Consider the following 14,855-nt stretch of genomic DNA (forward strand, 5'->3'; position numbering starts at 1 on the left):
ATCTTTAAAATTCCTTCACATGTGCAAATATTAATCAAGTAGTTTTAGACATAATCTCGGTCACAGACGTTCCTTATTTCGACGTTCCTTAGCGTATCTAAATCGAAGGCAGCATAAAACCGATCCTGATTGCGTGTTATACGTTATGTATCGCGCATAATACCTGTTTATTTTTTTAGTGTCGATTATCTAATAGACCCTCAAAATGGAAAGATCGGCTTCAAATCTACGCGCATCACATATTCAAGCAGTTCTTGATCAAATTATCGTTGGCATTGGAGTGTCGAAGGTATATTTTCCGACCCTTGTTTTGTAAACTTTGTGGCGTGAGGTTTGTTATAAAGATACCGATCAGTCGGATCAATTTTTAGGTGAGTTTGTAGGAGAGGGATCCTGAGAAATGAATAAAAGCCAGGCGCAATGCCTGATCAAGATATAAGGAAAATTGACAGATACTATAACTAAGAAATATTATGCGAATCGGAATTACATTCTCTTCTTTTGATTTATTACACGCAGGCCACGTAAAAATGCTGGAAGATGCGAAAGATCAATGTGACTATCTAATTTGCGGCCTGCAAACAGACCCAACTTTGGATAGAGCAGAGAAGAATAAACCCACACAAACGGTAGTAGAACGCTACATTCAGTTAAAAGGTTGCAAACATGTAGACAAGATCATACCATATGCTACTGAACAGGATTTGGAAGATATACTTCGTTCTTTCAAATTTCATGTACGCATATTAGGTGATGAGTACATGCATAAAAACTTTACAGGAAGAAGTTACTGTGAAGAGAAGGGCATCGAATTGTATTTCAACCGTCGTGAAAATCGTTTTTCCAGCTCTGCATTAAGACAAATCGTATTTGAGAAGCAAGGTGAAATGGAAGGTACGATCTTACCATTCAAAGAGCCAATCGCGTTGCAGAATACTATTAAGAAAGTTTTGCTTAAAGGATAGAAAAAGGGATAGTTGATGAAAATTGGAATTACATTTGGCGCATTTGATATGCTGCATGCAGGACAAATCATGTTTTTGGCACAAGCACGAAAACAGTGTGATTATTTAATCGTAGGATTGTGTACAAACGGGCAAGTAGATTCTGCACGTAAAAGCAAACCTGTACAATCACTCGTTGAGCGCTTCATACAATTGGAAGGCAATCCTAGTGTGGATGAGATTATTCCCTTTGAGAATGATGATGATTTAGTCGATTTGTTGCAAACAATGCCAACGGATATCAGGTTTGTGGGCAGCGAATATGAAAATGCAGCATTCACCGGAAAAGAGTATTGCCACGAGGCAGGGATTGAGATCTGCTACATCAATAGATCGCACCGTTTTTCCGCAAGATCATTGCGTAAGATCGTGGCAGAAAAACAGGCGGCTAAGTTGATGTCACAATAAATTATAGCTAAGCAAAAATCACACTAATACTATCATATATTTAAAAGGCATTCAAAACAATGAATGCCTTTTTTCATGTTGTAAATTCTCGGCATTTTCAATAAATTGCCTCATTCAATTTTACAACCAAACAAACATGAAAATACTTAAACCTTTAGCGCTAGCATTTCTGTTGCCAGCGCTGGGCGCAAATGCAAAATCGCTTGCTAAAAAACCTACGGGATTGAATCCGCAAGCTCTGCAAATTTTGGCACAGGATACAACGTCGTGGTCACAAACCCTACCATTTGATGATGGCGTAATTACTGGAAAATTAGAAAACGGGTTTCAATACTACATCCGTAAAAACGTAGAACCAGAGAATCGCGTGACGATGTTTCTTGCGGTTAAAGTAGGCTCTATTTTAGAAAATGAGAAAGAATTAGGCTTAGCCCATTTCTTAGAGCATATGAACTTCAATGGGTTGAAACATTTCCCCAAAAATGAGTTGGTGGATTACTTACAGCGCGCCGGGGTACGTTTTGGTAGTGATCTCAATGCCTATACAGGATTCGATGAAACGGTCTACCAGTTGCCTATCCCTTCGGACGATCCAGAATTGCTTAAAAATGGATTGCAGGTGATGCGCGATTGGGCGCAGGATGCATTATTGGACGAAGAAGAAATAAATAAAGAACGTGGTGTCGTATTAGAGGAGATGCGCGGATCGCGTGGTGCACAGCAACGGATGCGTGATCAATATTTCCCGTTGATGCTCAATGGATCTCGGTATGCGGAGCGTTTGCCGATAGGAACGGAGGATATTGTCACGAACTTTAAACCCGAAACCATTCGTGAATTTCATCAGAAGTGGTATCGCCCAGATTTACAATCCATCATCGTAGTCGGAGATATTGATCCAAAAATGATCGAGCAGGAGATCAAGCGCTTGTTTGGTGATATGAAACAACCAAAATCTCCGCAGGATCGTAAGAAGTACACCGTTGATTTGTTAAACAAAAATCAGTTTATGGTAGTTACTGATCCCGAAATGCAATATACCGTAGGACAAATCTTTATCAAACATCCTGAAGAAAAAGTTAAAACGGTAGGAGATTACCGACGCTCATTGCTCAAATCTACCTACAACGAAATGATCAATAGCCGACTAAGCGAATTGATGCAGTCTGCGGATGCACCATTTTTGCAAGCTGGTATCGGCATTAGTGAATTTTTAGGTGGGTTAGATAATCTATCTGCTTATTATGTAGCTAAGCCCGGAGCGATTGGAGACGGATTTAAATCTGTTGTGCGTGAACTCGACCGAGTAGACGAATTTGGTTTTACGGAATCAGAATTTGCTCGTACAATCGTTTCGATGCAGAAAAATAATGAACGTGCTTACACCGAGCGCGACAAACGCCGTTCAGACAGCTACGTAGATGCTTACTTGAGTCATTTTCTGAAAGATAATCCCGCTTTGAGTGATGAAGATAGCTATCGGATCAACAAAGAATTGCTACCCACCTTAACACTAAGTGAAGTAGAATCGATCGGCAAGCAATATTACGTAGATCAGAATCGCGATGTACTATTTCTAGCTCCCGATAAGGAAAAAGCCAACTTACCAGATGAAGCCGCTGTAAGCGCTTGGTTTCAAGAAGTGAATCAGGAAACGTTAACGGCTTACGATGATAAAGTTTCTGACTTACCATTGCTCGCAGCAGAGCCTGCAAAAGGTACGGTGGTAGATCGTCAAAACATCGATGTGATCGAGGCAAAATCTTGGAAATTGAGCAATGGTGCCACGGTAGTTCTAAAACCGACCAAGTTCAAAAACGATGAAATTTTGATTCATGCATTTGGTCCAGGGGGTACTTCATTGTATCCAGATGCCGATTATTTTAATGCTTCTAATGCTGCCTCATTGGTAAACAGTAGCGGGTTAGGGCAGATGACTACTGTTGAGCTACAGAAATATTTGTCTGATAAGAAAGCCAACATCAGTCCGTTTATCGGAGAGCGCACGCAAGGAATTTCTGGCTCTGCAGATAAGGAAGGTTTGAAAACAGCTTTCGAAATGATTTACGGCTATTTTACAGCACCTCGTATCGAAGATGATGTATTCAAAAGTACCATTAGTCGTGCGGTTTCATCGATGGAAAACCGCGAAAACAATCCTTCATTCGTATTCAGCGAAACAATTCAAAAGAGTTTGTATGGCGATAATGTACGTCGCATTCCAGCCAATGTAGCCGATATACAATCGATCAATAAAGATAAAGCTTTAGCTATTTTTCAAGAGCGATTTGCCGATGCATCGGATTTTACTTTTATGATCGTTGGCTCATTTACCGAAGAGGAAATCACACCCTATATTGAGCAGTACATAGCCTCTTTACCTAATACGGATCGCGATAATGCTGCGAAAGATCTACAAATTGTAGAACCAGAAAAAGGTTTTGAGAAAATCGTACACAAAGGCAAAGAAGAAAAGGCTCAGGTACGCTTGTCGTTTTATGGTGATTATGCTTACAATGAAAAGGAAAACCTAAATATGGACGCACTGGAATCGGTTTTGTCGATCAAATTGATTGAGCGTCTGCGCGAAGACGAAAGTGGTGTATACGGCACGGGGGCTAGTGCGAGCTATCGTAAACAGCCAAGTGGACGATACGGCTTCCATATCGGATTTGGTACTAGTGTTGATCGATACAAATCATTGATTCAGTCTGCATTAGACGAAATTCGTAAGGTAAAAGAAAATGGACCGACCCAAGTGGATTTGGATAAATTTTTTATCGAGCAAAGACGCCAGCACGAGGTCAATTTGAGAGAAAATAGTTTTTGGCTTAATTCTTTGAATGAGGTGATCAGTAATGAAGAGGATTTCAAATCTATTATCAACCTTCAGGAGGATATACAAAACGTGACCGTGGAGTCGGTGAAAGCAGTAGCCAACAAATATTTGGACGAGACGAAATTGTTCAAATTCATCTTGTTACCAGATGCCAAATAAGCGATAATTGGATCGTATATTACTAAAAAGGGCTTTCATCTGAAAGCCCTTTATTATGTACATTAATCGTTGAATTTTCTCTTTTGTCGCCGGTACAACATAAATATGACGATAGCCAGCAACAGAATGCCAATTAAAACATAACCGGTTGGTGATGATTCAGTTCTATTCACAGATGGAGTTTGCGCAACCAAATTGGAAAGAAACCCGCTCAAGACCAACCCACACAACCAATTTTTCATAATTATACGATTTAATAACCAATTTGAATCTACTCAAATTAGCTTTAAAAAGCAATAGTGATGCCAACTAATTTTTATTTCGCTCTGATTTAACAAATTTTACCAGATCGGCTACATATTCTGGAGAAAAGTCGAAACGAATCCCCGCTGCTTCGTATATTTTACCAATAGGCTGTGTGTAACCTAGCTTCAATGCGGCAAGATAGTGCGTTAGCGTCTTATCACGATCGGATAAGTAATTTTTCCAAACAGAAATAGCACCCAATTGTGCAAAACCGTATTCGATATAGTAAAAAGGAACTTCGAAAATGTGCAATTGTTTATGCCAAAGGTATTGTTGCGCCTCATCGTGGCTCGTCCAGTCGGCAAAACCTTGACCAAACTCTGTATATATTCTCTTCCAAGCTTCTGTGCGCTGCACCGGTGTGTGCTCTGGATTAGTGTATAGCCAATGCTGGAATTTATCGACCGTAGCCACCCAAGGTAAGGTCGAAAGCACATCTTCCATTTGTTCTCTCTTGGCACGAGCGAGATCATCGGGATTTGGAAGGAAGTGATGCCATTGTTCCATGGATAATAGTTCCATAGACATTGAGGCCAATTCTGCTACTTCCGAAGGCACATCCTTAAAATCATTCAGGGCCAAATCTGCACTGATAAATGTGTGGATCGCATGGCCGCCTTCATGCACCATCGTGGTGAGATCGCGCATCGTACCCGTTGCATTCATAAATATAAAAGGTGCGCCTGACTCGTAAAGCGGATAATTGTAGCCACCTGGCGCTTTGCCTTTTCGGCTTTCTACATCGAATAATCCATTTGCTTTCATCGTGCTAATGCACTCGCCCATATAAGGGTGCATAGCTGCAAAAGCTTGTTGCGTTTTGTCAATCAATTCTTGACCCGATTGGAAAGGTTTTAGCGGCGCCAGATTATCCGGATCTACCTGCGTATCCCAAGGCTTCAGTGTCTCCAGCTGCAATTTGTGTTTGCGCTCTACGGCCAGTTCCTGCATTACCGGCACGACATGATCTGCTACAGCAGTGTGGAAGGCCTCACAATCGGCTACGCTGTAATCAAAACGGCCCATGGCCACAAACATGTAATCACGGTAATTAGCAAATCCAGCATTCAGCGCAACCTGATGACGTAGTCGTAGCAAATCCTGAAAAATATCTTCTAATGCTTGAGCCTGTTCCAAGCGCACTGCAGTAATAGCGTCCCAAGCTTCTTGGCGAACGGCACGATCGGTATCTAACAATCGTGTGGCGGCTTGTTGCATCGTGTATTCTTCGCCACGGAGCTTCACGGTCATACCGCCTACAATAGCTTGATAGGCCTGTTGTTGCAGTTGTATTTCGGTAAATAGGGAGATATTTTCTGAGCGAAAAATCTCTAAAGCTTTTTTCACTTTCCGCAGATAGATGAAGTATTGATCTTGATCAAGTTTATCCGTCCATGGATTAGCCATCAGCTTCTTATCTAATTCATTTTGGATAGGCGCAATTTTTGGCTCAATTTCCGTCGTGAAATAGCGAAAGTTTTCTGCATATTCTTCCTTGTCGGTATGGCAGGTCATCTGGATGTAGCGCCAAGCCTGATCCTCTTGTATTACAGCATCCAACTCGTTGCGATCGAGCATCCACTTTTCTAAACTTGCTAAGTCGTTGATCTCACGGCTCAGTAATTCGTTGTATAAAACATCCAAATTCTCCCACACAATGGGTAGATCATGCGGTACATATGTTCTTGGCTTTGCCAGTGTAGTCTTCATATTATGTTTATTAGTAATGATGCACGAAATTACTTATTTTTTAGATAGCTTAATTGCTGGATCAAGCATGCGAAAAAGCGCATTGAAATAACTATATTTGCCGATTATAAAAAGAGAGACGGTAGAACCTAGTATGGAGCATATACGCAATTTTTGCATCATCGCGCACATTGATCACGGAAAGAGCACCTTGGCCGATAGATTGTTGGAATTCACCAACACCATTACGCAGCGCGAAGCGCAAGCGCAATTATTGGACAACATGGATTTGGAGCGGGAGCGGGGCATCACGATCAAAAGTCATGCAATCCAAATGGATTTCATGCGTGACGGACAAAAGTATACGCTCAACTTAATCGATACACCAGGCCACGTCGATTTTTCGTACGAAGTATCTCGTTCTATTGCGGCTTGTGAAGGTGCTTTACTAATTGTAGATGCTTCCCAAGGTATTCAGGCACAGACTATTTCCAATTTATACTTAGCGCTCGAGCACGATCTGGAGATTATTCCAATCTTAAACAAGATGGATTTGCCAGGGGCAATGCCAGAGGAAGTGAAAGATCAGATCGTTGATTTGATTGGTGGCAAGCGCGAAGATATTATTCCAGCTTCTGGAAAAACAGGGCTAGGTATTCCAGCTATTTTAGATGCGATTATTGATCGTATTCCTGCTCCAGTTGGCGATCCAAAAGGAGCCTTGCAAGCCTTGATTTTTGACTCAGTATTCAATTCCTTCCGCGGTATCATGGCCTATTTCAAAGTAGAAAATGGCGAAATCCGCAAAGGCGACAAAGTAAAGTTCGTGGCTACAGGAAGAGAATATTTTGCGGATGAGATCGGTACCTTAAAGCTCAACCAGGTCGCTAAAGATGTGATCAAGACGGGTGACGTAGGTTATATTATATCTGGAATTAAAGAAGCCAGAGAAGTGAAAGTAGGAGACACCATCACGCACAAAGATCGACCTTGTGCTTCTGCTATTCAAGGTTTTGAAGAAGTAAAGCCGATGGTTTTCGCGGGAATCTATCCGGTGGATACCGAAGATTACGAAGAGTTGCGTGAATCGATGCATCGCTTGCAATTGAATGATGCTTCGCTGGTGTTCGAACCAGAATCTTCTGCGGCCTTAGGATTTGGTTTCCGATGTGGATTTTTGGGAATGCTCCACATGGAGATTATTCAAGAACGTCTCGAGCGCGAATTCAATATGACGGTGATAACCACCGTACCCAACGTGTCTTACAAAGCTTACCTAACGAAAGATAAGGAAGAAATCGTGGTGCACAACCCATCTGATCTTCCAGATCCAAGTAAGCTCGACATCATCGAAGAGCCGTATATCAAAGCAAATATTATTACTAAATCTGATTTCGTAGGGCCAGTAATGTCTTTATGTATTCAGAAAAGAGGGACGATCGTCAATCAATCTTATCTGACTTCTGACCGGGTAGAATTGGTATTTGAAATGCCGATGGGAGAGATTGTATTCGATTTTTATGATAAATTGAAAACAATATCCAAGGGCTACGCTTCGTTTGATTATCATCAGATTGGCTATCGTACATCGGATTTGGTTCGTTTGGATATTCGATTGAATGATGAGCCGGTAGATGCGCTATCATCGCTTATTCACCGAAGCAATGCGTATGATTTTGGTAAGAAGATCTGTGAAAAACTAAAAGAACTATTGCCTCGCCAGCAGTTTGAAATTCGTATTCAAGCTTCCATCGGTGCTAAGATTATTGCGCGTGAAACCATTTCAGCCTTGCGTAAAGATGTAACGGCTAAATGTTACGGTGGTGATATCTCGCGTAAACGTAAGTTGCTGGAAAAACAGAAAAAAGGAAAGAAACGCATGCGTTCGGTAGGTAACGTGGAGATTCCACAATCGGCGTTTATGGCGGTTCTCAAATTGGACTAATCTAAAATTTTAAGATCATAAATTATACAATATGCAATTACTAGACGGTAAAGTCGTATCGGCCAAGATAAAAGAAGATATTAAGCAGGAAGCTGCTGAATTTTTACAGGAAAAAGGTCGTAAACCGCATTTGGTCGCTATTTTAGTGGGTAATGATGGTGGAAGCGAAACGTACGTGGCCAGTAAAATGCGTAATTGTGAAATGGTTGGATTCGATTCCACCAATATTCGCTATGATGTAGAAATTAGCGAAGCTGAATTGATCGCTAAAATCAAAGAAATCAATGCGGATGCTACGATTGATGGCTTAATTGTGCAATTGCCATTGCCACCGCATATTGATCCAGAAAAAATTACAGAAGCAATCGACTACCGCAAAGATGTGGATGGTTTTCACCCAGTAAACTTGGGAAGAATGCAACGCAATTTGCCTTGTTTCATTCCGGCTACGCCGTACGGAATTATGTTGATGTTGGAACATTATAACATTGATACAGCAGGCAAGAAAGCCGTAATTGTAGGTAGAAGTAACATTGTGGGTTCGCCGATGAGTATCTTGCTAGCACGCAATACGCAGCCAGGAAACTGTACCGTAACGATAACACACAGTCGCACGCAAAATCTTCGTGAAGAAGTATTGCAAGGAGACATCGTCGTTGCTGCGATTGGCAAGAAAAACTTTGTAACTGCTGATATGGTCAAAGAAGGCGCTGTCGTTATCGATGTCGGTATTAACCGCGAGACCTCTACAGAAACCAAATCGGGCTTTAAGTTGTATGGTGATGTGGATTATGAAAATGTAGCACCAAAGGCATCTTGGATCACCCCAGTTCCCGGAGGCGTCGGTTTAATGACTATCGTTGGTTTGCTAAAAAACACACTCGAAGCCGCCAAAGGCACCATCTATAAAGACTAATATTTGGTATAAAAATTGCCCTATTATGAGCGTAAACTTAAATTTTACGCTCATGTACAAATCTACCATTTTTATCGCCGCACTTTCTGCGACTATGCTAGTCGGGTGCAATCAAAATCAACAACAGGATAGTTCCGCTGCGAAGGATGCAGATACCATATCTGCCACACCTGGGCAGCGCTTGGATGATGCTATCGAAAAAGTAGAGCAGAGTGCCGATCGCACCAGTCAACTAGCAAAAGAAGAAGTGGATAAAGCGGAAGCTGCTATGGAAAAAGCGAAGCGCGATCTCGCAGATGCTAAACAACGTGGCGATGCCAAAGCGGAAAGCGAAGCGCAAAAAGCATTAAACAAAGCAACTGGCATCTGGGAAAACACCAAAAAAGCAGCTAATCGTGCTGTAGATGCGACAGAAAAAGCAGCCCGCAAAACAGGACAAGCTGTAGATACATCGGTACAAAGAGCCAGTCGTAAAGTAAATGATTTGTTCGATAAAGACTAATAACCCCTTATTTACTTCATAATCTCCTATTTATGCCACTAACTTCTAAATACGCTGCATTAATTAATCTTTTGAATGATCTACAAGTAGATCAGCTGGATATACAGGAGGAAAACAATGTATTGCACATTTCAGGTGTCACTCCTTCGGTAGATGCCAAGCACAAGGCTTGGGATTTGTACAATCGGATCGATCCAAATTATATTTCTGAAGATCTTGCGCTCGAATTACGAGTGATCACAGATGATGAGCTCAAAATCGTAAGCATTAATTGTGTAGACGAACCTTTTGTAGCTTTACGGCGAGGGCCAGGCGTCAATCAGCCCACAATTGCCGAGCTGAAACATGGTGATCCCGTTCAGATCTTGGGATTGACTGGTCAAAACTGGTGTTTGGTTAAAATTAACGATTTACTGGAGGGGTACGTTTACGTCGATTATCTATCGGTCTAGGTGTTATTTATTTTACGGAAATAAGACCTTACGATTTGGATTTATTCCAAATAGTATTTAGATTTGTTCCAGTTAGATAAATATGATCTGTCCCTTAGCAAACGTAGAGAAGGTGTTCGATACAGAACACGGTGTGGTATACCAATGTAGCCGTCAAAACTGCTATTGGTTGGAATTTCAGGGTACAACTACTGCTTTTAAAATTTCTGATCTTTTCTTGTTCAAGAAACGCATTGACGCGATCGATATTGAAGCGATGTTATCTGAATCCTCCAGATCATATGACTTTGAAATCGTAATGCCATTCCGTACGGAGCGGTGTTATTTGCTTAACGTATCTGACATTCTCAATCTAAAAGAGATACTTGCTGGAACTAAGTTTATGATTCAGCTCAATAGCGAAGTAAAACGCTGTCTCCGTCGTGGTTGTGTGATTGCCTAAAACACATTTATAATTATACTGATTCTAAAGAACTTACAGATCTAAAGTGTAATTTAGACTGAATTCGTATTGTACTTTTTTTATCCTAATTGCTGCCGGCTGCTGTATCTTTGTATCAAACAAAAGCAAGGTACATCCTGTTATCACGGTGTATTTAGTTTTTATAAAATAGATATAACATGAAAGACTTATTAAAATTAAAATCTTCTTTAGCAGAAGAGATAGAAAACATATTGAATGCACAGATTAAAGTAGAAGCTCACGCATCTGCTTTGTACCTAGCGATGTCTAGCTGGTGTGATGATCAAGGTTTTGATAACGCAGCGGCTTTCTTCGCACGTCAATCTGACGAGGAACGTGCCCACATGTTGAAATTATTTAAATATGTTGGTGATCGTGGTGGTCGTGCCATTTCTCCAGAAATCACCAATGTACCTACAGACTTTGAGTCTTTCCGTGGTGTATTTGAGCAAACGTTGGAGCAAGAAATGTTCGTTACCGAGCAGTTCAATAATATTGCTGACCTGTGTATGAAATCAAAAGATTACGTTACGTTTAACTTCGTGCAGTGGTTCTTAGAAGAGCAAGTAGAAGAAGAGTACGTAGCACGTCGTATCATCGAGTTATTTGATGTGATTGGTGAACAAGGAACAGGCCAGTGGGAAATTGATAGACACTTGGTAAAAGTGACGTTTGACGAAGCATAGTCACTTTGGAGTTTTAATGATGCTTTTCTGTGATTGAAGAGTAATACAAAACTTAGCATAATTATAACAAATGGTAGTGAGCAATAGCTGACTACCATTTTTGTTTTTGTGGTTTGGGACAGATCAATCCGTTTTATTCAGCTATATTTCCTAAATCCTGATATACTTTTGGTTCGAAGTCTGATGGCGTTTTCGCATGAGGTACGATGTTTTCAGGATCGACCAAGGCAACGTTGTGTCCATCTGCTCGCAATCGGTCGATACCATCCAATAACATGCGTCGGCCTACATCATTGACCAACGAGATATGACTTAGGTCTAAGATAATCGTACCGCTGTCTTGATCTTCTTCTTGTAATTTACGTAATAGACGTTCGGCGTCCGTAAACTGCAAAACGCCATGTAATTTGTATACTTTTACATCTGGTCGAATTTGTTCGACATCATGATCATTGACAATAACGCGCGAAGAGGGGACGCCTTCTAACAAATGCAAACCCATATCACGAGACATCTGTTGCATAATATCTATGCCACGCACACTATTGCCAAACCGATCTAGCTTAGGAGAAAAAACCGCAAGTCCAACTTGACCGGGCAACACACCAATAATACCACCTGATACACCGCTTTTAGCTGGAATGCCAACATTTGCCAGCCAGTCGCCAGCAGCATTGTACATGCCGCAAGTCGTCATCACGGTCAACACCTGACGAACGGTTTGATGGCTCAAAATACGTTCACCTGTTCGTGGTAGAACGCCATCGTTCACCAGCACGCTCATCATATTCACTAGATCCTTTACCGTCACATTAATAGAACATTGCTTCACGTAGCTTTCCACAATTTCGACCGGGTCGCTCTCCAAAATATCAAAATTCCGCAGAGAATAGCCGATGGATAAATTCCGGAAAGCAGTTTCTTTTTCAGATTGGAAAATAGCAAGATCAAAAGACAATTCTCTCCCGGCCAACTGGCTAAAAAACTGCCGAACGGTTTCTGCGCGACAATCGTTTTCTGCTTTTGGTATTAAAGAATGTACGGTAATAGCCCCTGAATTGATCATCGGATTTTTTGGTTTTATCCGGTCATCTGTCTGATCAAGCGAGATCTCATTAAATGCTTCGCCCGAAGGCTCGACACCAACTTTCTGCATCACCGCTTCCAATCCAAGCTTTTCTACGACGTAGGCGTAGGTAAATGCCTTCGAGATGGATTGTATGCTAAACTCATAATCATCGTCGCCAACGCTATAAAGCAAGCCATCTAGGGTTATCAGTGCGACGGCTAACTTATTCGGATCTGCAGAAGCAAGTTCTGGAATATAATCGGCCAACTCGCCACCTTCGGCAGCTTTACAGTTTCGTAATAGATCGGAAAGGTAATCAGGAACAGGTGTATTCATCAGTAATATATAGTAATCGTGTGATATGCCTTTGGTGCAGATCTCCATACCACAATATCCGATCCTAATTTTAAAGATAAGGTATTAAACTTCGTATTACTGAAAAGTATGTCGAAATTGTAGAGGAGATAAGCTTGTTTTCTTTTTGAAGAGCGTGCTAAAAGATTGTGCATGTTCAAAACCTAACGCATAAGCGATTTCACTGACTGATAGTGTTGTGGTAGACAGCTTTTCTTTTGCCTTTGAAATGAGCTTTTCGTGAATATGTTGCTGTGTATTTTTTCCTGTATGCATCCTAAGCAGATCACTCAAATAATTGGAGGAAAAGTTCATCTGTTCAGCCAAATGATGCACAGACAATAAAGTCGATACATCGCTCGCGAAATAATCATCTAGTAGCTGCTCGAACTTTGATAGCAGATCGTGATTGTTATTTTTACGCGTTAGAAACTGTCTCTCATAAAAACGATTGGAGTATTTTAATAAGCTTTCAATATGTGTAAGCACAATCTCCTGTGTGTATTTATCAATGTGCTGATACTCTTTGTCAATTTTGAGCAATATATCAATTAAGTTTTCCTCTTCCTCGGCAGATAAGTGTAGTGACTCATGCACCGCATAATCGAAAAAACCATACTGATGTATGGTATTTGCAAGCTGGTGTTGTAGCAAGAAATCTGGATGAAAGACGAGCAAATAACCAGATCCGCATTCTATCTTTTGCAGATCCAGTTGCTGCACTTGATTAGGCCTCGTAAAACTTAATATCCCTTTGTCGTAATCATAATGCTGCTGCCCATACCTTATTTTGCCTTTCACAGCGCGTTTCAGCGCTACGCAATAAAAGCGATTCACGAAACCATTCCAGACATCATCTTCTAAAAAGATGCTATCACTAAGATTGATAACCGTAACCAATGGATGCCGTGGTTCTGGTAAGGACAGCAAGCGGTGAAATTCGGATATGGAGTTGATCGACTGCATACCCAAATCTAATCAATTAATCCCATACTGAACTCGTCATACGCCGCTCCTGTATTCGTGCCAATTGGCACAATGCTTTCCAGCTTCTCCATATCAGACGAAGTGAGTTCAATCTCTGTCGCCTGAATATTCTGTTCCACGTATTTTCGACGTTTTGTACCAGGTATAGGTAGTATTTCTTTGTGGATAACCCAAGCTAATGCTAATTGTGAAGGCGAGATGTTTTTGTCTTCTGCCATACTTTTGATCGCATTGACCAGTTCAATGTTTTTTTCGAACATTTCTCCCTGAAAGCGTGGGATCGCCCGACGGAAATCATCTTTTGGTAGATCATCCAGCGTTTTAATATCACCCGATAAAAATCCACGACCCAAGGGGGAGTACGCCACAAAACCAATACCCAACGTTTTTAGCGTGTCTAATATGCCTCGAGATTCTACCGTTCTTTCGAACAAAGAATACTCGCTTTGTATTGCAGTGATCGGATGTACAGCATGCGCTCGTTTAATAGTTTCTGAGGATACTTCGGATAGGCCCAAATATCCTACTTTTCCCTCTTTGACTAATTCACTCATGGCTTCTACCGTTTCTTCGATGGGAGTGCTTTTATCCAGTCGATGTAAATAATAAAGATCAATGTAGTCCGTTTTGAGATTTCTTAATGACCGCTCGATAGACTTTTTTACATATTCCTTTTTACCATTGATGGCCCAAGTTGCTTTACCATGATCATCTATTTCCCAACCAAATTTGGTTGCTAGAATAAATTGATCTCGCTTTCCGCTGATAGCTTTAGCAATAAGTCGCTCATTGGCAAAGGGACCGTACAGATCTGCCGTATCCAAAAAGTTGCCTCCCAGCTCTAGTGAACGATGAATGGTAGCAATCGCTTCTTGCTCATCTGCTGGGCCGTACATATGTCCATCTTCGAAACCAGTCATTCCCATACATCCTAAACCGATCATGGGCACCTTCAGTCCTTGACTGCCTAATGCGATTTGTGCTTTTATCATAGTTCTAAATTCGCACAATTACTGTTTAGCTACGTAAGCAGATCAAGGAATTTTGTATGCAAATCGCGGAATGGTTGAACGATA

General features: G+C 41.2%; 14 protein-coding genes. 9 read left to right on the forward strand and 5 right to left on the reverse strand.

What is annotated here, in order from left to right; all coding sequences use genetic code 11:
- Nucleotides 1–473 precede the first annotated feature (473 nt).
- The 3 genes from GKO22_RS13275 (at nucleotide 474) to GKO22_RS13285 (ending at nucleotide 4,410) form a co-directional block, all read left to right on the forward strand.
- Nucleotides 474–965 carry an adenylyltransferase/cytidyltransferase family protein gene (locus GKO22_RS13275; RefSeq protein WP_166335809.1) on the forward strand — a complete coding sequence of 164 codons (492 nt, stop codon included), beginning with the start codon at nucleotides 474–476 and terminating at the stop codon, nucleotides 963–965.
- A 15-nt stretch (nucleotides 966–980) separates the two neighbouring features.
- Nucleotides 981–1,412, forward strand: coding sequence for an adenylyltransferase/cytidyltransferase family protein (locus tag GKO22_RS13280; protein WP_166335811.1), 432 nt, complete (start codon nucleotides 981–983; stop codon nucleotides 1,410–1,412).
- 136 nt (nucleotides 1,413–1,548) lie between these two features.
- Entirely contained in the window at nucleotides 1,549–4,410 is a 2,862-nt protein-coding gene (locus GKO22_RS13285; RefSeq protein ID WP_166335813.1) for a M16 family metallopeptidase, read from the forward strand.
- Between the two features lie 62 nt (nucleotides 4,411–4,472).
- Here GKO22_RS13285 and GKO22_RS16915 read toward each other — a convergent pair whose 3' ends face one another.
- Both GKO22_RS16915 and GKO22_RS13295 read right to left on the reverse strand, forming a co-directional pair.
- A complete protein-coding gene (locus tag GKO22_RS16915; protein ID WP_116775715.1) occupies nucleotides 4,473–4,652 on the reverse strand; it encodes an LPXTG cell wall anchor domain-containing protein in 180 nt (59 codons plus the stop codon).
- Between the two features lie 67 nt (nucleotides 4,653–4,719).
- The gene (locus GKO22_RS13295) at nucleotides 4,720–6,426 is read right to left on the reverse strand and encodes a M3 family oligoendopeptidase (RefSeq protein ID WP_166335815.1); all 1,707 of its coding nucleotides are present in this window, start codon (nucleotides 6,424–6,426) and stop codon (nucleotides 4,720–4,722) included.
- 133 nt (nucleotides 6,427–6,559) lie between these two features.
- On the opposite strand from GKO22_RS13295, the gene lepA reads away from it, so the two are divergent.
- The 6 genes from lepA (at nucleotide 6,560) to GKO22_RS13325 (ending at nucleotide 11,369) form a co-directional block, all read left to right on the forward strand.
- Entirely contained in the window at nucleotides 6,560–8,350 is a 1,791-nt protein-coding gene (gene lepA / locus GKO22_RS13300) for a translation elongation factor 4 (protein ID WP_166335964.1), read from the forward strand.
- A gap of 31 nt (nucleotides 8,351–8,381) precedes the next feature.
- The gene (locus tag GKO22_RS13305) at nucleotides 8,382–9,266 is read left to right on the forward strand and encodes a bifunctional 5,10-methylenetetrahydrofolate dehydrogenase/5,10-methenyltetrahydrofolate cyclohydrolase (protein WP_166335817.1); all 885 of its coding nucleotides are present in this window, start codon (nucleotides 8,382–8,384) and stop codon (nucleotides 9,264–9,266) included.
- 25 nt (nucleotides 9,267–9,291) lie between these two features.
- Nucleotides 9,292–9,768: a hypothetical protein gene (locus GKO22_RS13310; RefSeq protein ID WP_166335819.1), complete on the forward strand. Its 477-nt coding sequence runs from the start codon at nucleotides 9,292–9,294 to the stop codon at nucleotides 9,766–9,768.
- A gap of 32 nt (nucleotides 9,769–9,800) precedes the next feature.
- Complete coding sequence (locus GKO22_RS13315) at nucleotides 9,801–10,220, forward strand: SH3 domain-containing protein (RefSeq protein WP_166335820.1); 420 nt, start codon at nucleotides 9,801–9,803, stop codon at nucleotides 10,218–10,220.
- Between the two features lie 82 nt (nucleotides 10,221–10,302).
- The gene (locus GKO22_RS13320; RefSeq protein WP_166335822.1) at nucleotides 10,303–10,662 is read left to right on the forward strand and encodes a DUF6686 family protein; all 360 of its coding nucleotides are present in this window, start codon (nucleotides 10,303–10,305) and stop codon (nucleotides 10,660–10,662) included.
- A gap of 179 nt (nucleotides 10,663–10,841) precedes the next feature.
- A complete protein-coding gene (locus GKO22_RS13325; protein ID WP_166335824.1) occupies nucleotides 10,842–11,369 on the forward strand; it encodes a ferritin in 528 nt (175 codons plus the stop codon).
- Between the two features lie 133 nt (nucleotides 11,370–11,502).
- Here the strand turns inward: GKO22_RS13325 and GKO22_RS13330 are convergent, their stop codons facing one another.
- The 3 genes from GKO22_RS13330 to GKO22_RS13340 form a co-directional block, all read right to left on the reverse strand.
- Nucleotides 11,503–12,774: a glutaminase gene (locus GKO22_RS13330; RefSeq protein ID WP_166335826.1), complete on the reverse strand. Its 1,272-nt coding sequence runs from the start codon at nucleotides 12,772–12,774 to the stop codon at nucleotides 11,503–11,505.
- A gap of 96 nt (nucleotides 12,775–12,870) precedes the next feature.
- Entirely contained in the window at nucleotides 12,871–13,758 is an 888-nt protein-coding gene (locus GKO22_RS13335; RefSeq protein WP_166335828.1) for a helix-turn-helix domain-containing protein, read from the reverse strand.
- 8 nt (nucleotides 13,759–13,766) lie between these two features.
- The gene (locus GKO22_RS13340) at nucleotides 13,767–14,771 is read right to left on the reverse strand and encodes an aldo/keto reductase (RefSeq protein WP_166335830.1); all 1,005 of its coding nucleotides are present in this window, start codon (nucleotides 14,769–14,771) and stop codon (nucleotides 13,767–13,769) included.
- Nucleotides 14,772–14,855: the final 84 nt, after the last annotated feature.

This window comes from Sphingobacterium chungjuense, assembly GCF_011316935.1.
In the GTDB taxonomy this organism is placed as follows: domain Bacteria; phylum Bacteroidota; class Bacteroidia; order Sphingobacteriales; family Sphingobacteriaceae; genus Sphingobacterium; species Sphingobacterium chungjuense.